Origin of the sequence: Aliigemmobacter aestuarii (assembly GCF_004799285.1) — a bacterium.
Taxonomy (GTDB): Bacteria; Pseudomonadota; Alphaproteobacteria; order Rhodobacterales; family Rhodobacteraceae; genus Aliigemmobacter; species Aliigemmobacter aestuarii.
In genome coordinates this window covers 671,724-688,141 of sequence record NZ_SSND01000001.1, presented here as the reverse complement: position 1 = coordinate 688,141, position 16,418 = coordinate 671,724, and the positions used below count along the sequence as shown (strand labels likewise).

Here is a 16,418-nt window from a genome sequence, read left to right as displayed (position 1 = left end):
GCGCTGCCTGAGGCGAACGGCCCACCCGATCCGGCCCGCCCGATCATGCACTCTTCACGCGGGCTTGACTTTTGTCCGGTCGGCTTTGGTGGTTCCCTGCTATGAACGCCTTGCCCGAACCGGCACCGCGAAGGAGACCATCATGAACCATCCCCTCGTATCCCGTCGCCACCTTCTTGTCGGTGGAGCCGCCGTGATCCTGGCCGGAGCTGCCCCGGCCCTTGCCCGTGCCGCCGCCCCCGCGATCCATGTCGTGAAGGACCCCGATTGCGGCTGCTGCGGCGCATGGATCGACATCCTTGCGCAAGAGGGGTTTGGCGTGACGACCGAACACCTCGGTGCAGATGCGCTGCAGGCCTTCAAGCGGGAAAACGGCATCCCCCCGTCGATGGCCTCCTGCCATACCGCCCGGATCGAGGGCTATGTGATCGAAGGCCATGTTCCGGTTGCGGACATCCGCCGCCTTCTGGAGGAACGCCCCGACGCCGTCGGCCTTGCGGTGCCCGGCATGCCCTATGGCGCACCCGGCATGGGACCGGAGGATGAACGCGACGCCTATGACGTTCACCTGATCCTGCGCGATGGCCGGACCCGGGTCTTTGCCAGCTACAAGGCCGCCTGACGATCCGCGCGCCGCTTTCCGGCCCCCCCAGTAACGGAACCCCCAGTGCCGGAACCCCCAGTGCCGGAACCCTGACTTCCGAAACTGCTGTCCCGGCCTCGGGATGCGCCAAGGCCTGTCCGGTCCCGGTGCTTGCCCCCGCCGGATGGCTCGGGCATGTTGGGATGCTAGTCGGAGGAACGCCATGACCGCCAACGGATCGCCGTTCCGTTTTCTGGCGTCGGTGTCGGCCCTTAGCCGCGCGGCCCTTGCCGTCGCATGCCTGTCGCTTTTTTCGGTCGAGGCAGAAGCCGGCGACGCCTGCCTGCCAGCCCCCTGGGACGCCGCAGCCGCGCAACAGGCCGCCATCCCCGAACTTGCCGCGCTGGCGCTCTGGGTCGAACCGGTTCTGGCCGCGGCCCCTTCGATGGAAAAGGCGCTAAGAACCGTCGCGCCGGACCTGTGCCTTTCGACAAGGCTGTTCGGGGCCAGGGGGTATCTGGATGTCGAAGGGCCGCGGATCGTGATCGACCTGCGCGTTCCGGTTTCGCTGCGGCGGGGCATCCTGCTGCACGAGTTGCGCCATCTCGATCAACTTCTGCGCGGCTTCTGTCCGGCCAACGATCTTACACCTCTCGACAATTCCCGCGCGACCTATGCGCTTGAAGCCGATGCCAGCGCGGTCAGCCTGCTTCTGGCATGGCAACTGCGTGCCAAAGGCGATGCAACCGCATGGGAGGCGCTGGCCGCCTGGCCGCAACAGGCCGACATCGCCGCGCAGTTCGCGGCCGCGGCAGAGGCGGGGGCGGACCTTCCCGCGGCTGCGGCTCTGGCCTTTGCGCAGTGGTATGCCGGGCAGGAACGGCGCGAACTCTACTACCTGTCGAGTTGCAGCGACTATCTTGACCGCGAGGACCGCGGGCATCTGTTGCGGGGGTCAGCCCGACTGTCCGGCGATTTCTTTCAGCGGCTCTGCGTCCTGCCGGACGGGCGGCCCTATCGCTGCGCCGAGCCGGGCCTGTCGCTACCGTGATAGGGGGGCGGCCCGACCGGCGGCCGAGCGTCAGCCCGCAGCGCCAAGCGTGATGGCGGCAAGGGCCGCATATCGCCCGAACTTCGCCAGCGTGACGACGATCAGGAACCGCCAGAGCGGCTCGCGCATCAGGCCGGCGGCCAGCGTCAGCGGGTCACCCACGACCGGCAGCCACGCGCCGAACAGGCTGATCCATCCCCAGCGGCCATACCAGCCCTGCGCCCGCGCGACCTGCGTTTCGGAAAAGGGAAAGCGGGGATGCCCGGCAAAGCGCATCATGAAGCGTCCGATCACCCAGTTGACGACCGAACCCAGCACATTGCCCACCGTCGCGACGGTCAGCAGCAGCCACAGAGGGTGCCCGCCCGCAACGATCAACGCGACCAGAACCGCCTCGGACTGCGCGGGGATCAGCGTGGCGGCAAGAAAGGCCGCCGCGAACAGGCCGGACAGCGCCAGCATCCGGTCACGCGACCCCTGGCCGGTGGCGGTCCGGGGCATCCCGGAACGGCGGCATGGCCGGACGCGACCGGGCTTTCGCAGCGCGACCGGGCGAGCCGGGGCAGGGTTTGGGCGATCGGTGGATCATCGGGGCAGCATATCCGCGCGCCGGGATATCTCAAGCAGGGGCGGGGCACGGAACCATGGTCCTGTCCGGTCCGTGATCTGCGGGACCGGGCGTTGTGGATCTGCAGGGGCGTGACCCTGCGTCGCGTTGCTGGCGCAGGCCCCGAGTGCCAGACGGGCTCTGACAGGGTCGCAGCGCGCCCGGTCGGCGCCTGGACTTGACAGATGTCAAAGCCCACGCCCATCATATGCGCTATTTTGCATATGTTGTCGCGCGGGCGGGGGTATCGTTTTCACGGAGCCGGTCGCCTGCGCCGCAATGGGCGCCCTGGGCCGGATCGGGACCGTGCCGACGGAACCACGGCGCTGCGGCGTTCAGGATGCGTGTCCGCACAACCATGTGCGGGCCGTGAAAAGCGCGGGCGATGACCCGACCAAAGCGGCCGCGCAAGAGCGGCGAAAGAAGAAGCGAAAGACACTGATGACCGACCCTGCCAAGACAGACCTGCCGCTTGACCTGCCGCTGGATACCGGCCCGAAATCCGCGCAGCGCCGCTGGTTCCGCAAGCGCTATCTGCTGGTTCTGCTGATCCCGGTCTTCATGTTCACGGGCGCGGTGCTCGGCCTTTATTTCCAGCCGCCGGGTTTGCAGAAGTTCTATGCCCTGACCGGCCTGCAACCCGGTGCCGGGTCGGATGCGCCCATTGCGCTCCCGCCCGAAATCGACCTGCCGCCGAAGATGGCCGAAACCATGCTGCCCACCGATGTCGTCGGCTTGGCCCGCGTGATGCCGCGCGGCGATGTCTCGGTCGTGGCGGCGCCCTATGGCGCGGGGGATGCGCGGGTGGCCGAAATCCTTGTCTCGGTCGGGGACAGGGTGGAAAAGGGCGCGGTTCTGGCGCGGCTTGACAATGCCACGGCGCTGGAAGGCGCGGTTTTGATGGCCGAGGCGAACCTCGCCGTGCGCGAGGCCACGCTGATGCAGACCCGCGCCGCCGTTCAGGCCAGCCGGGACGAGGCGCAGGCGGCGCTTGATCAGGCCGTGGCGAACGCGTCCGAGGCGGGGGCGACGCTGGCCCGGACGGAAGAACTTTTTTCCCGCGCTGTGGCGACCGAGGCCACGCTCGATTCCGTCCGCACCGCGGCCGAGGGCGCGAAACTGGCCGTGGCGCGGGCCGAGGCGACGCTGAAACGGTTTTCGGCGGTCGCGCTGGACGATCAGCCCGACGTGATCGTGGCGACCCGCAATGTCGAGGCCGCCCGCGCCGATCTGGAGCGCGCGCGGCTGGACATGGCCCGGGCCGAGGTCGTGGCCCCGATCGCGGGCACGGTCCTTGACATCCATGCGACACCCGGCCAGCGCCCGCCCGCGCAGGGCATCATGGATATGGGCGACACCGGCCAGATGATGGCCGAGGTCGAAGTCTGGCAGGACCGGATCGGTTCCGTGCGCGAGGGCCAGGCCGTCGAACTGGTCGCCGCCGCGCTTGGGACCACGCTGCAGGGCAGGGTGGAAAGCCTTGGCCTGACCGTGGGGCGGCAGGGGTTGATTTCCGACGACGCCGCCGAAAACAAGGACGCCCGCGTCATCCGGGTTCTGGTCGCGCTTGATGCGGCCTCGTCGGGGCTTGCGGCGCGCTTCACCAATCTCGAGGTCATCGCACGGATCGACACCACGGCGCGGGGCACGCCGTGAGCCGCCTGTTGCAAGCACTGTTCGGGCGGCTGCCGATCGGCTGGCTGCAACTGTCGCACAACCGCACCCGCTTTGCCGCGGCGCTGGCGGGCGTGGCCTTCGCCAATGTGCTGGTCTTCGTGCAACTGGGCATCATGAACTCGATGGGCGCGGCGACCCTGCGGCCCTACGATTTTTTTCAGGCTGACGTGATGATTTCGGCCGGCGACGCGAACGCGTTGGCCGATGGCGGCAATGTCGCGCGGCAATGGCTGTTGCAGGCGATGGCCGATCCGGACGTGGCCGACGGCACGGGGCTTTTCATCGCCAATGTGCCCTGGGACCGGGGCGAGAAGGACATCAGCCTGACGACCTTCGGCGTCGATCCCGCGAAACCGGGCTTTCTGTCTGCGGAAATCGCCGGCGATATCGGGCTGTTGCAGGTGCAGGACGCGGCCATCCTCGACCGTCTGGCGCGCGGTCTGGGCAAGGAAGAGGCCGCCGCGATCCGCCCGCAGTCGCCGCTGGCCTTCGAAACGCAGGGCCGCACCGTCACCGCCTATGCCACCTTCGCTGGTGGCGGCGGGTTCGGCGGCGATGGCTACATGCTGGTGTCGGACCAGACGTTCCTGTCGCTTTTTCCCGCCCGCGCCTCCGCCGCGCCCGACCACATCCTTCTGACCCTGCGGCCCGGCGCCCGGCCCGAGGCCGTGATCGCGCGGCTGAAAACGCTGATCTCGGACCCGTCCCTGCGCATCCGGACCTACACTGCCGCCGCCGAGGACGACCTGCGCTATCAGCAGACGAAGCGCCCGACCGGCATCATCTTTGGCTTTGGCGTGCTGATCGGGGTGCTCGTCGGGCTGGTGATCGTCTATCAGGTGCTTTCCACCGATGTGGCCGACCACCTTCGCGAATACGCGACCTTCAAGGCGATGGGTTACGGCCCGCGCTTCTTTCTGGGGATCGTCTTCGAAGAGGCGCTGGTTCTCGGCATCATGGGCTTTGTCCCCGGCCTGATCGTGGGCACAGCGATCCTGACGCTGATGGGGGCGATCACGACCTTGCCGCTGGCCATGACACCGTCGATGGCGGTCAGCGTCTTTCTTGGCACGGTGGTCTTTTCGGCGGTCTCGGGGGCCATCGCCACCCGCCGCCTTGCCGCCGCCGATCCGGCCGACCTGTTCTGAGGAGCATCATGGACAGCGATACCATAGTCGAGGCGCGCGGCCTGAACCATTGGTTCGGCAGCGGCGAAGCCAGAAAGCAGGCCCTGTTCGACGTGAACCTGACGCTGAAGCGCGGCAGTTTCACGGTGCTGATGGGGCCGTCGGGATCGGGCAAGACGACGGTCCTGACGCTGATCGGCTGCCTGCGTGCGGTGCAGGACGGGTCCGTGCGCCTGCTGGATCACGAACTGAACGGCGCGGCCGAGGCGGAGCTGGTGGCGCTGCGCCGCCGTCTGGGGTTCATCTTCCAGGCGCATAACCTGCATGAAAGCCTCACCGCCGCGCAGAACGTGATGATGGGGGTGCAGGTGCATGGCGGTGTGCCCGACGGATTGGCCCAACAGGCCGCGATCCACGCGCTTGGGCTTGTCGGCCTGTCCGACCGCACGACCTATCTGCCTGCGAACCTGTCGGGCGGGCAGAAACAGCGCGTGGCGGTGGCACGCGCGCTGGTCGCAAGCCCCGCGCTGGTGCTGGCCGATGAACCGACCGCCGCGCTGGACAAGGACAGCGCCGCCGAGGTCGTGGACCTGCTGAAACGAATGGGCGAGGCGCGCGGCACGACGACGCTTCTCGTCACCCACGACAACCGCATCCTTGACCGTGCCGACCGGATCCTGACGCTGGAGGACGGGCGCATCGTCAAGATCGAGGAACGCGGCTGACGGGCCTTGCGCCGCGCGATCAGCCCTTCGTCGAAAGCTCCTTTTCGGCGGCGGCGACATGCGTCTTGACCGCAAGGAAGCTGTCGGGCGTGACCGAGATGGAATCGATCCCCGCCTCGACCAGAAGGCGGGCGAAGGCCGGATCGTTGCTGGGCGCCTGCCCGCAAAGCCCCACCTTGGCGCCCGCCGCATGGGCCTTGGCGATCACCGTTTCGATCATCCAGCGCACCGCCGGGTCACGTTCGTCGAAAAGGCCCGCCAGCTCGGCGGAGTCGCGGTCCACCCCCAGCGTGAGCTGCGTCAGGTCGTTCGACCCGATCGAAAAGCCGTCGAACCGCCGGGCGAATTCCGTGGCCAGGATGACGTTCGACGGGATCTCGCACATCACATAGACCTCAAGCCCGGCGCGGCCCCGTTCCAGCCCCGCCGCGGCCATCACCTCAAGCACGCGATCGGCTTCGGCAAGTGTCCGGCAGAACGGGATCATCACGATGACGTTGGAAAATCCCATCTCTTCGCGCAGCTTGCGGATGGCGCGGCATTCCAGTTCGAACCCGTCCCGATAGGCGGGCGCATAATAGCGCGAGGCGCCCCGGAACCCGATCATCGGGTTTTCCTCGTCCGGCTCGAACTGCCTCCCGCCCAGAAGGCCAGCATATTCGTTCGTCTTGAAATCGCTCATCCGCACGATCACGGGCCGGGGGTGGCAGAAGGCCGCGATGCGCGACAGGCCCTGCGCCAGCCGTTCCACGAAATAGTCGCGCTTGTCGGCATAGCCGCGCGTCAAGGCGGCGATCGCCTCTCGGTCGGCCTCGTCCTTCAGCTGGTCGAACCGCGTCAGGGCAAGGGGATGCACCTTGATCGCGTTCGAGATGACGAATTCCATCCGCGCCAGTCCCACGCCATCGACCGGAAGCCGCCACCAGCGATAGGCAGCCGCCGGATTGGCGAGGTTCAGCATGATCTTGGTTCCGGTCTGCGGCACCGTTTCGGGGTGCAGCTCCTCGACCTCGAAGCTGGCGCTGCCGGCATAGACGATGCCTTCGTCGCCTTCGGCGCAGGAAACCGTCACCTCCTGCAGGTCGTGCAGGATCTCGGTCGCGTTGCCCGCGCCCACGATGGCCGGAAGGCCAAGCTCGCGGCTGACGATCGCCGCGTGCGAGGTCCGCCCGCCGTGATCGGTGATGATCGCGGCCGCGCGCTTCATGATCGGCACCCAGTCGGGGTCGGTCGTGGGGGTCACGAGGATCGCGCCATCCACGAAACGGTCGATGTCGCGCGCGCTTTCGATCAGGCAGACCTGGCCCGATACCACCGCCTGCCCGACGCTGAGCCCGCGCAAGAGTTCCGGCCCGTGCGACGTGACCTGATAGGACAGAAGCGCCGTGCCTTGCCGCGATTGCACCGTCTCGGGCCGGGCCTGCACGATATAGATCAGGCCGGTTTCCCCGTCCTTCGCCCATTCCATGTCCATCGCCTGCCCGTAATGGCGTTCGATCACCACGGCCTGTCGCGCCAGATCGAGGATATCCGCATCCGACAGGACGAACTTCGCCCGTTCCGCCTTTGAACAGGGCACGGTGCGGGTGGCCCCGCCCTCGGCCCCGGCATAGATCATCTTGTGTTCCTTCGATCCGCATTTGCGTTCGAGGATCGGCATCAGCGCGGGATCGTCCAGAAGGGGCTTGAAGACCTGGTATTCGTCGGGGCTGACGGTGCCCTGTACGACGCTTTCGCCAAGGCCCCAGGCGGCATTGATCAGCGCCACCTTGTCAAAGCCCGATTCCGTGTCGATCGAGAACATCACGCCCGCCCCGCCGATGTCGGAGCGCACCATCAGCTGAACCCCGATCGACAGAGCGACGCGCTGGTGGTCGAACCCCTTCAGCCGCCGGTAGGTGATCGCCCTGTCGGTGAACAGCGAGGCATAGCAGCGGCGGCAGGCTTCCAGCAGCGCGGCCTCGCCCCGGACGTTCAGGAAGGTTTCCTGCTGGCCTGCGAAACTGGCGTCGGGCAGGTCTTCGGCCGTGGCGCTGGACCGCACGGCCACGGCGACCTCACCCCCGCCGCTCCGGGCCGACAGGTCGCAATAGGCCGAAAGGATGGCCGTGCGGGTGTCATCGGGGAATTCGCCCGCGATGATCGCCTCGCGGATCGACCGGCCCGCCGCCTGAAGCGAGGTCCGCCCCTCGGCCAGCCGGGCCAGCGTGTCGCCGATCATGTCGTCCAGCCCGTTCGCGGCCAGATAGCCCCGGAACGCCCCGGCGGTGGTGGCAAAGCCGGGCGGCACGCGGATGCCCTTTGCCCCCAGGTTGGCAATCATCTCGCCCAATGAGGCGTTCTTGCCCCCCACAAGGGCCACATCCCCCCGGCCCAGTTCCTCGAAACCGATCACGGCGCGCTCTGCACGGTCCATCCGACTTGCCTCCCCCGGTTGTCCGATCCAGACTGGACGCACCCGGCGGACGGGGCCTTGACCTGCATCAATGTCAGGTGCGGCAGGGCCTGTAGCGTATCTGTTGCGGGCTACCGCGATCCGGCCCGTGGGGCGGATTGCGACAGGAAAGGAAGGCAAGGATGAACCACGAGGCGATCACGATGCTGGCACGGTCGATCGAGACCGGGGCCGCCGACCAGCCGGAGTTCGTGCAATCGGTCATGGCCGGGTTGCAGGCCGTCTTTCCCGACGCCGGGGTGGATGCCGCCACGCTGACATCGGCCGAGGCGGCGCTTGCCCTTGCCGAAAGGGCGTTTCCCGCGTGGCGGATCGAACTGCACGGCCAGGCCGTTTCGCAGGCCGGATCCTGGGCCTGCACCATCCGCGAAGGCGGCACGCGCGACGACGACGAGGTGATCGGCATCGGCCGTGGCGCGACGATCCCGCTGGCTCTGGTGGCCGCGATGCTGCTGGCCGCAGCGCGACATGCGCAGGGCTATGTCTGATCCCCTGCCAGTCCGGCATGCCCACACCTGCACAGGGTGCGCCGCGGTCCCGTCTTGACCGGGGCCGGGCGATGGGGTGAGCCTTGCGTGCCCCGAGATGGCCTCGAAAGACGCAAACGATGACCACCCTGAAGCTGCGCATCCTTTTTGCCGACGCGATGCTTGGACCCGGCAAGGCCGACCTGCTGGAGCGGATCGCGCGCACCGGGTCCATCTCGGCCGCCGGGCGCGAGATGGGCATGAGCTACAAGCGCGCCTGGACGCTGGTGGAAGAGATGAACGCCGCGTTTCGCGAACCGCTGGTCGCCAGCACGCGCGGCGGGCCGGGCGGCGGCGGCGCGGCCCTGACCGAGGCCGGGGGCCGGGTGCTGGCCCTTTATCATCAGGTCGTGGTGCGGGCGGCCGAGGCCGTGGCGGAACCCGTCGCGGAACTGGAAGCCATGCTGCGGGGACCGGAAGAAAGGGATATATCCGCCTGAAAATAACGCTTGTCGCCCTCGGCGCGCGGGGGATATGTTTTGTGAAACATATCGACAGGACCGATCATGCCCCGCCGCATTTCCCGCCTTGCCTTTGCGTCCGCCGTCGTCCTGTCATCGGCGCTGCCCTCCGTCGCAGAAGAGGTCGTCGTCTTTGCGGCGGCTTCGATGAAGACCGCGCTGGACGAGATTGCCGCCGATTTCGAGGCCACCACCGGGCATGACGTGACGATCAGCTATGCCGGTTCGGGGCAACTGGCCCGGCAGATCATCGAGGGGGCGCCGGCGGACATCTTCATCTCGGCCGCTGCCGACTGGATGGACGCGGTCGCAAAGGCGGGCCTTTTGGCCGATGGAACCCGCACCGACATTCTGGGCAACAGCCTGGTCCTGGTTGCCCACGGCACCGGGGCCGAACCGGTCGAGATTGGCCGCGACCTTGATCTGGCGGGCCATCTGGGCGAGGGAAGGCTCGCCATGGCGCTGGTCGATGCCGTCCCGGCCGGCCAGTACGGCAAGGCGGCGCTGGAAAGCCTCGGCCTCTGGTCGCAGGTGGAAACCCGCGTTGCCCAGTCCGATAACGTGCGCGCCGCTCTGGCGCTTGTGTCGATGGGCGAGGCGCCTTTGGGGATCGTCTATGCCACCGACGCGGCAGCCGATGATGCCGTCACCGTCATCGGCACCTTCCCCGCCGACAGCCACCCGCCCATCACCTATCCCGCGGCCGTCCTGACCAATGCGGCCGACGCGGCCGACAGGGCCTTTTTCGAGGCCCTGATGTCCGATAAGGGGGACAGGACGTTCGCCGAACAGGGGTTCGTCATCCTGAACTGAGGTGGAAGGCCGGATGCTGCACGCGCTTACCCCCGAGGAATGGCAGGCCGTTGGCCTGTCGCTGCGCGTGTCGTTCTGGGCCACGCTTGTCAGCCTGCCGTTCGGCGTCCTTGCGGCCTATGCGCTGGCGCGGTGGAGTTTCCGGGGCAAGCAGATCCTGAACGGGTTGATCCACCTGCCTCTGATCCTGCCCCCCGTGGTGACGGGCTATCTGTTGCTGCTGACCTTCGGGCGCAGGGGCTATGTGGGCCAGGTCCTTGACCAATGGTTCGGGATTGTCCTGGCGTTCCGCTGGACGGGGGCGGCGCTTGCCGCGGCGGTGATGGCCTTTCCGCTGATGGTCCGCGCGATCCGGCTTGCGATCGAGGCGGTCGATCCCCGGCTGGAACAGGCCGCCTCGACCCTTGGCGCAAGCCGCCCCTGGGCCTTCGCCACAATCACGCTGCCGATGATCCTGCCCGGCATCGTCGCCGGGGCGATCCTGGCCTTCGCCAAGGCCATGGGCGAATTCGGTGCGACGATCACCTTCGTGTCGAACATTCCCGGCCAGACCCAGACCTTGCCATCGGCGATCTATGCCTTCCTTCAGGTGCCGGGCGGCGAGGCGCAGGCCTTCCGGCTGGTGCTTGTGGCGGTCGCGGTCGCCATGGGCGCGCTGTTCCTGTCGGAATGGATCAGCCGGGCCATTGCGCGCAGGATATCGGGCCAATGACGCTTGAGGTTTCGCTTGGCCACCGTTTTGCGGGCTTCACGCTGGACGTGGCGTTTCAGGCCCCGGCGGGGGTGACCGTGCTTTTCGGTCGGTCGGGGTCGGGCAAGTCCACGGTGGTCAATGCCGTGGCCGGGCTGTTGCGCCCCGAACGGGGGCGCATCGCGGTTTCGGGCAGCGTCGTTCTGGATACGGATGCCGGCGTCATGCTGCCCCCGCACCGGCGCCGGATGGGCTATGTCTTTCAGGACGGGCGGCTTTTCCCGCATCTGACGGTGCGGCAGAACCTGCTTTACGGCCGCTGGTTTGCACCGCAAGGCGCCCGGGGGGCAGAGTTCGACCGCGTCGTTGCGCTTCTGGGCATCGGCCCGCTGCTGGACCGCCGCCCCGGCGCGCTGTCGGGGGGCGAAAAGCAGCGCGTCGCCATCGGCCGGGCGATCCTTTCAGACCCGCGCCTTCTGCTGATGGACGAACCGCTCGCCGCGCTGGACGAGGCGCGCAAGGCCGAGATCCTGCCCTATCTGGAACGGCTGCGCGACGAGGTGAACCTGCCCATCCTTTACGTCAGCCATTCGATGGCCGAAGTGGCGCGGCTGGCGACAACCATCGTCGTGCTTGAGGCCGGGCGGGTGGCCGCCTGCGGACCGGCGGCCGAGGTGCTGTCCGACCCCGGCGCCGCGCCCGCACTGGGGCTGCGCGAGGCGGGGGCGGTGCTGACGGCGCGGATGGCCACACAGGAGGATGACGGGCTGTCGCGCGTGGATACGTCGGCCGGCCCGCTGTGGCTGCCCCGGATCGAGGCCCCACCGGGCGCGCCGATCCGCCTTCGCATCATGGCGCAGGACGTGATGATCGCCACCCGTCGGCCGGAAGGGATTTCCGCCCTGAACATCCTGCCCGCCACCGTGGCCGACCTGCGGATGGGCGAGGGGCCGGGGGCGCTGGTGCGGCTTCGGGCGGGGGAGGATCTGTTGATCGCCCGGATCACCCGCCGGTCGGCAACCGCGCTGGCGCTTCGTCCGGGCGCCCCGGTCTTTGCCGTGCTCAAGGCCGTATCCGTCGCGCGCGAGAATGTGGGCGGCGGTCTCTGAAAAGGTCAGGCGGGCGCGCCATCAGCCCGATACCGGCAGGATCAACTCATCGGCGACCCAAGCGCCCAGTTGCCGGGCGACATCGGCGGCGATCCGCGCCGGGTCGGTATCTGGGAAGGCTTCGGCCAGCGCGCCGACGATCTCGGTCCCGCGGACAGGCTCTTCCAGAACCGACCACAGCGCGATGGCGGTGGGGTTGAGCCTGTATCCCCGGAAATCGGGATGCCACAGGAACCCCTCGTCGCCCATGCGGCGCAGGACGGGGCCGGGGACGCGTTGCCAGAGCCGGTCAAGGTCCGCAGGCGGGGCGGCGGCGGGCGGCGGCGCGTCCGGCGCGGGGTCATCATCGGCAACCGCGCAATCGGGCGCGGGCCAGACCTCGCCGGAAAAGGCGCGGCGGATCAGGGCGACGGCCTCTTCCAGATCGGAATAGACCAGCCGCAGGCAGGTCAGATCGCGCGTCAGGGCGTCGATGCGGGCGACCTCGGTGCCGATATCGGCCATATCCGCCATGTTCTGCAACAGCATCGTCTGCATTGCGCGGGCGCGGTCAAGCCGTGACAGGCGCGCCGGGGCGCCGGGTTCCCGCGACAGCAGGACGACGGCGCCAAGGGGCGCGGTCTGGCCATGGGCGGCAAGGCTCTCGGTCACGACATAGCCATACCTGTCGTCCCGCAGCGCAAGCGCGCCCTTCACCCCCGCGCGGAAGGCGTCGGACACCCCGTCAGGCAGCGGCAACCGCAGCCGGGGCGCGCATCCCAGGGCCACGCCATGGCCCTGCGGATCCACCGGCAGCACGTCGTCGCAGAACACGGCCATGCCGGGTTCGAAGGCCAGCCGCGCGATCAGCGTGCTTTTCCCCGCCCGCGCCGGGCCGGTGAAGGCCACAAGGCGACCGTCGATCCGGACCGCCCCGCAATGCAGCGACAGGTGGTCGGGCCGGTCGGCGGAATACCCCTGCGCCAGGTCCGCGATCAGCGCGCAGGTGGCGCTGGCCACCGGCAGATCGGCCAGCGGTTCGTCAAGAAAGGGGGAGGCGACGGAGTAATGCCCCCCGGCCCCGGACACCTCGGACAGCGCGCTCACGCGGCCCTGCGCGGTGGCTGGAACGGGCGTCGGCTGCCAGCCACGGGTCACGCGGGCAAGCCCCTCTTGGACGGGTCGCGCATTGCGAAAGATCACCGGGGCAGAAAGTCCCGCGAAACGGACCATGACGGAAGGGGGCAGGGTGATCCTGCCCCCGGCCGGGGATTTCGGCGAAAGCCGGTTCATCCCGCCCGTCCCTTACCGCGAGGGACGCGATTTCGCGATCCGGCGGCGGGCCGGGCGCGACGGGCGCGACTTGCGGGCGGGGCGCGACGGACGCGACTTGCGGGCCTTGCGCGGCTTGCGGGCCGGGCGCGAGGGGCGCGACTTGCGCGCGGGCCGGGCCGGGCGCGAGGGCTGCGACGGCGCCGAGGGAGCCGAAGGGGTCGAGACGCCCGAGGCGGTGCCCGCTTCGGCGGCATCGAGCTGCACCATGGCCGGCGCGACATAGACGGCGCCGACGGCAAGGCCCATCCGGGTCAGCAGGGCGCGGCGCGACAGTTTCACGGTTTCGGTCTTGTCAGTCATGGATAAGTCCTTTCCTGTTTCTCCTGCACCCTCTCGTGGTGTGCATGGTTGAAGAACGGGTGGCTTTGCCGATTATTCCCCGCTCACGGAAAAAAGTTGTTCATCCCCCGCAACGCATTGATCGGCCTGCATGATCAGGCCATGTCCATAGATCGGATCGAACCCGGCTTCGCCCAGGTCGCGGGCGCAGCCGATCATCCGGTCCAATGTTTCCTGCCGGCTTTCCGCTGGCCGCCGCACGCGTTCGGCTGCCAGAACCGCCGTGACAAAGGGCACCGCATAGGAGGTGCCTGACTTCAGCCGCCCGCCCGAGATCGAGGCCGCCGTCCACACCCCCACGCCCGGTGCCGCAAAGGCGATGTAGGGGCCCTGGTTGGCCTGTCGGTAGATCCGCTCGCGGCTGTCCACCGCCGTCACCGCCACCACATGCGCCCAGGCCGCCGGGAAGGCCGGTTTCGCCCCCGGCCCGCCATTGCCTGCCGCCGCCACAAGGAGGATGCCCAAGTCATGCGCCTCGCGTGTCAGGTCGCGCAGGACGGCATTGTTCGGCCCCGAGAACGACATGTTGATCACCGAAACGCCCGCGTCGATCAGGATCTCGACCGACTCGGCCAGCGAATAGGCATCGGCCGCCTCGCCCACGGCAGACTGGTGGAAGGCCTCGACCGCGATCAGTTCGGCCATCGGCATAAGTCCCGGTGTGCGGCTGTCGGCCCGGCCGACCAGAAGTGCTGCGATGGCCGTTCCATGCCGCCGACCGGCGGCCGAACGATCCGCCAACTCCACCTGATGCACCGTCAGGTTCCGACCCGCGAAGGCGTCATGGTCGACGTTCACGCCGGTGTCGATCATGCCGATCCGGGGCGCCAGGGCCGAGGGCCAGCCCGACCACCCGATCATCTCGTGGCTGTCGCAGCTTCCGTCACACAGGAAGTCGTCGGGCTGGTAAAGCGTGTTGCGGTCGATCACCGCGTCGGGCAGCAGGCGCTGCAATTCGTCGCGTGCCTGCGCGACGGTCCGGGCGCGGGGCAGGCCAAGCCGCAGGAACCTCTGGCCGAACCGCGTGCTGATCCGCTGCGACAGGATGCGGTATCCCGCCGCCTCGATCCCGTCGAGGGGCAGGGATGCGGGCATCGCCATGACGATCTCCGGTGGCGGCCTGCGTGGACGGTTGACGGTGCGGGCCGGGCGCGACGGCTGGGCGCGGCGCGTCGGTGTCCGGGGGCGGCGGTCATCGTCGCGGTCGTCCCGCCGCCCGCCGCCGCCACGCCCGCCGCGATCGTCATCATCGTCGTCATCGTCATTGTGATCGTCGGCCCGCGCGACGGCGAGGCCGGTGAAGGCCGGGGCGGCATAACCCATGACGCTGGCCATCGCGATCCGCCGCAGAAGCCGCCTGCGATTGGCGTCCACCTTGTCCTTTTCCGTCGACACTGGGGCCTTGTCCTCGTCTGACATGAACGCAGTCTCCTTCGCGGTTGGGCCGGTGCAGGGCCGGCCTGTCCAGAACGGCAAAGGCGGCTAGGTTATTCCCTCGACCCGATCTAGGAAGCCGGCTTGGCCCGACGAAGGAAAAATTTTCGTGAGGTGGTGGAATACAGTCAAACCAGCCACCGTTGTAAAAGCGGAACGGCACAGGACCGGAAACGTGGACGAAAGCATCAGACAGGAGATGATCGCCCTTCTGCCCCGCCTCAGGGCGTTTGCACGGGCGCTGACCGGCGCGGCGGACCAGGCCGACGATCTGGTGCAGGTGACGCTTGAAAAGGCGCTGCGCGGGATCGCGGGTTATGAGGCGGGGACGCGGCTTGATTCCTGGATGTTCCGCATCATGCGGAACGCCCATCTGGACATCGTCCGCAGCCGCCGCCCCGAAACATCGGTCGATGACGCCGATGCGGCGGCCGAACTGGTGGGCGAGGACGGGCGGCGCACGACCGAGGCGCGGCTGCATCTGGCCGAGGTGCGGCGCGCGATGGCCACCCTGCCCGAGGACCAGCGCGAGGTGCTGATGCTGGTCTGCGTGGACGGAATGGCCTATCGCGAGGTGGCCGAAGCGCTTGGAATTCCGGCCGGAACCGTGATGAGCCGACTGAGCCGCGCCCGGATGGCGCTGGCCGCCCGGCTTGGCCTTGGGGCCGCCGGGGAACATGCAGGGAAAGGAACCCGGCAATGACGACGACAGGCAAGGATGATGTGGAGGATGCCATGCTGATGGCGCTGGCCGATGGGGAACTGCCCGAAGCCGAGGCGCGGGCGCTCGCAGCCCGGATCGCGGCGTCGCCCGCGTTGGCGGAACGCTTTGCCCTGTTTGCCGAAACCGCCGCGCAGCTGCGCGAGGCCTGGGCGGATGATCCAATCCCCGAGGCCTGGGTGGGCATGATCCGCGACGCCGGGAAGGACGCGCAGGACGGGGCCGGGGCGGCGAATGTGGTGGCCTTTCCGCCTGCGCACCGCCGCTGGGCCTTGCCTTCGGCTCCGCAGATGGCGCTGGCGGCCTGCCTGGCGCTCGGCATCGGTCTGGGCGGCTTCTGGCTGGGCCGCAGCGGGGCACCGGGGGTGGGTGACATGAACGCCGGGCCGCTGGCCGCCGCCGAACGTCTGGCGCAGACGGTCACGGGCGGGCAGACCGACCTGCCCGATGGCAGCAGGGCGCGCGTTCTGGCGAGCTTCGCGACCGATCTGGGCCTCTGCCGCCTTCTGTCGGTGGAAACCGCCGGGGCCGAGGCGATGGAACGGGCCATCGCCTGCCGCGACGGGCAGGGCTGGCGCATTGCGCTGGCGGTATCGACCCTCGGCGAGGGCAGCTTCGTTCCGGCTTCGGACATGGCGACCGGTCTGGTCGACGATTTCCTGACCGATATCGGGGCCGGCGCCCCGCTTGACCCCGAGGCCGAACGCGCCGCGCTGGACTGAGTGTCGCGCTTGCCTCCTGCCGACGCCGGAATACCTCTGCCCCGTGACGGGCACAGGGATGG

At 68.6% G+C, this 16,418-nt stretch carries 17 protein-coding genes; 12 read left to right on the top strand and 5 right to left on the bottom strand.

Annotation, left to right across the window (positions count from 1 at the left end):
- Positions 1 to 142 precede the first annotated feature (142 nt).
- Entirely contained in the window at positions 143 to 622 is a 480-nt protein-coding gene (locus E7811_RS03260; protein WP_136393141.1) for a DUF411 domain-containing protein, read from the top strand.
- 184 nt (positions 623 to 806) lie between these two features.
- Complete coding sequence (locus E7811_RS03255) at positions 807 to 1,634, top strand: DUF6782 family putative metallopeptidase (RefSeq protein ID WP_136393140.1); 828 nt, start codon at positions 807 to 809, stop codon at positions 1,632 to 1,634.
- A gap of 30 nt (positions 1,635 to 1,664) precedes the next feature.
- Here E7811_RS03255 and E7811_RS03250 read toward each other — a convergent pair whose 3' ends face one another.
- Complete coding sequence (locus E7811_RS03250; RefSeq protein WP_246020195.1) at positions 1,665 to 2,135, bottom strand: YqaA family protein; 471 nt, start codon at positions 2,133 to 2,135, stop codon at positions 1,665 to 1,667.
- Between the two features lie 547 nt (positions 2,136 to 2,682).
- On the opposite strand from E7811_RS03250, the gene E7811_RS03245 reads away from it, so the two are divergent.
- From E7811_RS03245 to E7811_RS03235, 3 genes are read left to right on the top strand one after another with little or no spacing between them, the layout of a single operon-like run.
- Positions 2,683 to 3,897 (top strand): HlyD family efflux transporter periplasmic adaptor subunit, encoded by a 1,215-nt coding sequence (locus tag E7811_RS03245; RefSeq protein ID WP_168732911.1) that lies wholly within the window; start codon positions 2,683 to 2,685, stop codon positions 3,895 to 3,897.
- Positions 3,894 to 5,066 carry an FtsX-like permease family protein gene (locus tag E7811_RS03240; protein ID WP_136393138.1) on the top strand — a complete coding sequence of 391 codons (1,173 nt, stop codon included), beginning with the start codon at positions 3,894 to 3,896 and terminating at the stop codon, positions 5,064 to 5,066. The genes E7811_RS03245 and E7811_RS03240 overlap by 4 nt, the downstream gene beginning before the upstream one ends.
- Before the next feature lie 8 nt (positions 5,067 to 5,074).
- Complete coding sequence (locus tag E7811_RS03235) at positions 5,075 to 5,770, top strand: ATP-binding cassette domain-containing protein (RefSeq protein ID WP_136393137.1); 696 nt, start codon at positions 5,075 to 5,077, stop codon at positions 5,768 to 5,770.
- Positions 5,771 to 5,789: 19 nt separating this feature from the next.
- On the opposite strand, the gene ppsA is transcribed toward E7811_RS03235, so the two are convergent.
- A complete protein-coding gene (gene ppsA / locus E7811_RS03230; protein WP_136393136.1) occupies positions 5,790 to 8,186 on the bottom strand; it encodes a phosphoenolpyruvate synthase in 2,397 nt (798 codons plus the stop codon).
- A gap of 161 nt (positions 8,187 to 8,347) precedes the next feature.
- On the opposite strand from ppsA, the gene E7811_RS03225 reads away from it, so the two are divergent.
- From E7811_RS03225 to modC, 5 genes are all read left to right on the top strand, one after another.
- Entirely contained in the window at positions 8,348 to 8,713 is a 366-nt protein-coding gene (locus E7811_RS03225; RefSeq protein WP_136393135.1) for a hypothetical protein, read from the top strand.
- A gap of 119 nt (positions 8,714 to 8,832) precedes the next feature.
- Entirely contained in the window at positions 8,833 to 9,192 is a 360-nt protein-coding gene (locus E7811_RS03220; RefSeq protein WP_136393134.1) for a winged helix-turn-helix domain-containing protein, read from the top strand.
- 66 nt (positions 9,193 to 9,258) lie between these two features.
- Positions 9,259 to 10,026: a molybdate ABC transporter substrate-binding protein gene (gene modA, locus E7811_RS03215; protein ID WP_136393133.1), complete on the top strand. Its 768-nt coding sequence runs from the start codon at positions 9,259 to 9,261 to the stop codon at positions 10,024 to 10,026.
- Between the two features lie 13 nt (positions 10,027 to 10,039).
- Complete coding sequence (gene modB, locus E7811_RS03210; RefSeq protein ID WP_136393132.1) at positions 10,040 to 10,738, top strand: molybdate ABC transporter permease subunit; 699 nt, start codon at positions 10,040 to 10,042, stop codon at positions 10,736 to 10,738.
- Entirely contained in the window at positions 10,735 to 11,826 is a 1,092-nt protein-coding gene (modC, locus tag E7811_RS03205; protein ID WP_136393131.1) for a molybdenum ABC transporter ATP-binding protein, read from the top strand. Before modB ends, modC begins: the two co-directional genes overlap by 4 nt.
- A 21-nt stretch (positions 11,827 to 11,847) precedes the next feature.
- Here modC and E7811_RS03200 read toward each other — a convergent pair whose 3' ends face one another.
- The 3 genes from E7811_RS03200 to E7811_RS03190 all read right to left on the bottom strand — a co-directional run bounded on the left by E7811_RS03200 (position 11,848) and on the right by E7811_RS03190 (position 14,898).
- On the bottom strand, positions 11,848 to 13,098 hold the full coding sequence (locus E7811_RS03200) for a PqqD family protein (RefSeq protein WP_136393130.1): 1,251 nt from the start codon (positions 13,096 to 13,098) through the stop codon (positions 11,848 to 11,850).
- A gap of 12 nt (positions 13,099 to 13,110) precedes the next feature.
- The gene (locus tag E7811_RS03195; RefSeq protein WP_136393129.1) at positions 13,111 to 13,440 is read right to left on the bottom strand and encodes a hypothetical protein; all 330 of its coding nucleotides are present in this window, start codon (positions 13,438 to 13,440) and stop codon (positions 13,111 to 13,113) included.
- Positions 13,441 to 13,512: 72 nt separating this feature from the next.
- Positions 13,513 to 14,898 (bottom strand): S8 family serine peptidase, encoded by a 1,386-nt coding sequence (locus E7811_RS03190; protein WP_246020193.1) that lies wholly within the window; start codon positions 14,896 to 14,898, stop codon positions 13,513 to 13,515.
- Between the two features lie 190 nt (positions 14,899 to 15,088).
- On the opposite strand from E7811_RS03190, the gene E7811_RS03185 reads away from it, so the two are divergent.
- Together E7811_RS03185 and E7811_RS03180 are read left to right on the top strand one after the other, a co-directional pair.
- Positions 15,089 to 15,616 (top strand): RNA polymerase sigma factor, encoded by a 528-nt coding sequence (locus tag E7811_RS03185; protein WP_246020191.1) that lies wholly within the window; start codon positions 15,089 to 15,091, stop codon positions 15,614 to 15,616.
- Positions 15,613 to 16,356: a hypothetical protein gene (locus tag E7811_RS03180; protein ID WP_136393128.1), complete on the top strand. Its 744-nt coding sequence runs from the start codon at positions 15,613 to 15,615 to the stop codon at positions 16,354 to 16,356. Before E7811_RS03185 ends, E7811_RS03180 begins: the two co-directional genes overlap by 4 nt.
- The last annotated feature ends 62 nt before the right edge of the window (positions 16,357 to 16,418 follow it).

What these genes read in the sequence shown, in the direction of transcription:
- E7811_RS03260 (WP_136393141.1), top strand. Translation starts at nt 143, where the DNA reads ATGAACCATCCCCTCGTATCCCGTCGCCACCTTCTTGTCGGTGGAGCC.
- E7811_RS03180 (WP_136393128.1), top strand. Translation starts at nt 15,613, where the DNA reads ATGACGACGACAGGCAAGGATGATGTGGAGGATGCCATGCTGATGGCG.
- modB (WP_136393132.1), top strand. Translation starts at nt 10,040, where the DNA reads ATGCTGCACGCGCTTACCCCCGAGGAATGGCAGGCCGTTGGCCTGTCG.
- modA (WP_136393133.1), top strand. Translation starts at nt 9,259, where the DNA reads ATGCCCCGCCGCATTTCCCGCCTTGCCTTTGCGTCCGCCGTCGTCCTG.
- E7811_RS03250 (WP_246020195.1), bottom strand. Translation starts at nt 2,135, where the DNA reads ATGCCCCGGACCGCCACCGGCCAGGGGTCGCGTGACCGGATGCTGGCG.
- E7811_RS03245 (WP_168732911.1), top strand. Translation starts at nt 2,683, where the DNA reads ATGACCGACCCTGCCAAGACAGACCTGCCGCTTGACCTGCCGCTGGAT.
- E7811_RS03200 (WP_136393130.1), bottom strand. Translation starts at nt 13,098, where the DNA reads ATGAACCGGCTTTCGCCGAAATCCCCGGCCGGGGGCAGGATCACCCTG.
- E7811_RS03235 (WP_136393137.1), top strand. Translation starts at nt 5,075, where the DNA reads ATGGACAGCGATACCATAGTCGAGGCGCGCGGCCTGAACCATTGGTTC.
- E7811_RS03255 (WP_136393140.1), top strand. Translation starts at nt 807, where the DNA reads ATGACCGCCAACGGATCGCCGTTCCGTTTTCTGGCGTCGGTGTCGGCC.
- E7811_RS03190 (WP_246020193.1), bottom strand. Translation starts at nt 14,898, where the DNA reads ATGTCAGACGAGGACAAGGCCCCAGTGTCGACGGAAAAGGACAAGGTG.
- E7811_RS03220 (WP_136393134.1), top strand. Translation starts at nt 8,833, where the DNA reads ATGACCACCCTGAAGCTGCGCATCCTTTTTGCCGACGCGATGCTTGGA.
- E7811_RS03225 (WP_136393135.1), top strand. Translation starts at nt 8,348, where the DNA reads ATGAACCACGAGGCGATCACGATGCTGGCACGGTCGATCGAGACCGGG.
- modC (WP_136393131.1), top strand. Translation starts at nt 10,735, where the DNA reads ATGACGCTTGAGGTTTCGCTTGGCCACCGTTTTGCGGGCTTCACGCTG.
- ppsA (WP_136393136.1), bottom strand. Translation starts at nt 8,186, where the DNA reads ATGGACCGTGCAGAGCGCGCCGTGATCGGTTTCGAGGAACTGGGCCGG.
- E7811_RS03195 (WP_136393129.1), bottom strand. Translation starts at nt 13,440, where the DNA reads ATGACTGACAAGACCGAAACCGTGAAACTGTCGCGCCGCGCCCTGCTG.